Origin of the sequence: Rosenbergiella sp. YN46, from assembly GCF_036620675.1 — a bacterium.
Taxonomy (GTDB): domain Bacteria; phylum Pseudomonadota; class Gammaproteobacteria; order Enterobacterales; family Enterobacteriaceae; genus Jejubacter.
Map to the genome: position 1 here is coordinate 1 of NZ_JAZHEE010000109.1, position 660 is coordinate 660.

1 protein-coding gene is annotated in these 660 nt (G+C 64.8%); it reads right to left on the minus strand.

All coding sequences use genetic code 11. The annotated features are described in order from the left end of the window. On the minus strand, window positions 1-660 hold a 660-nt coding region (locus tag V3W49_RS22745), incomplete at both ends, for a serine/threonine-protein kinase (RefSeq protein ID WP_500148217.1).

Sequence of the window (660 nt, forward strand, 5' to 3'; positions counted from 1 at the left end):
GTAGATGTCCGAGCGGTTGGTGAGATCCTTCTCCGCTGTCGCCTGCTCGGGACTCATGTAGTGCGGCGTGCCGAGCGACATGCCGGTTTCGGTCATCCGCCCACCCGCCGCCGCGCTCACCGCCAACGCGATGCCGAAGTCCGCCACCATCGGCCGGCCGTCATGGAGCAGGATGTTCTCGGGCTTGATGTCGCGATGGATGACGTTGTTGCGATGGGCGTAGTCGAGGGCGTCCGCGATGGCGGTGGTGATGCCCACCGCCTCGTCGATGCCGAGTTGCGTCTCGCGGTTGAGCTTGTCCCGCAGCGTCTCGCCGTCGATGAACGGCATCACATAGTAAAGGAATCCGTCGGCCTCGCCCGAATCGAACAGCGGCAGGATGTGCGGGTGTTGGAGATTGGCGGTGGTCTCGATCTCCTGCACGAACCGCTCCGCGCCGAGCACGGCCGCCAACTCGGGACGTAATACTTTCACCGCCACCTTGCGGTGGTGCTTGAGGTCTTCGGCCAGGTAGACGGTGGCCATGCCGCCGGCGCCGATCATGCCGACCACGGTTGCATCGGCGCGCGCCATGTAGCCGGCGCCGATGCCGGAATCGGCGCCGACCCGCATGTGCTGCAGATAGCCGTCGTTGATGATGGCCAGCGGCAGTTTCATTAT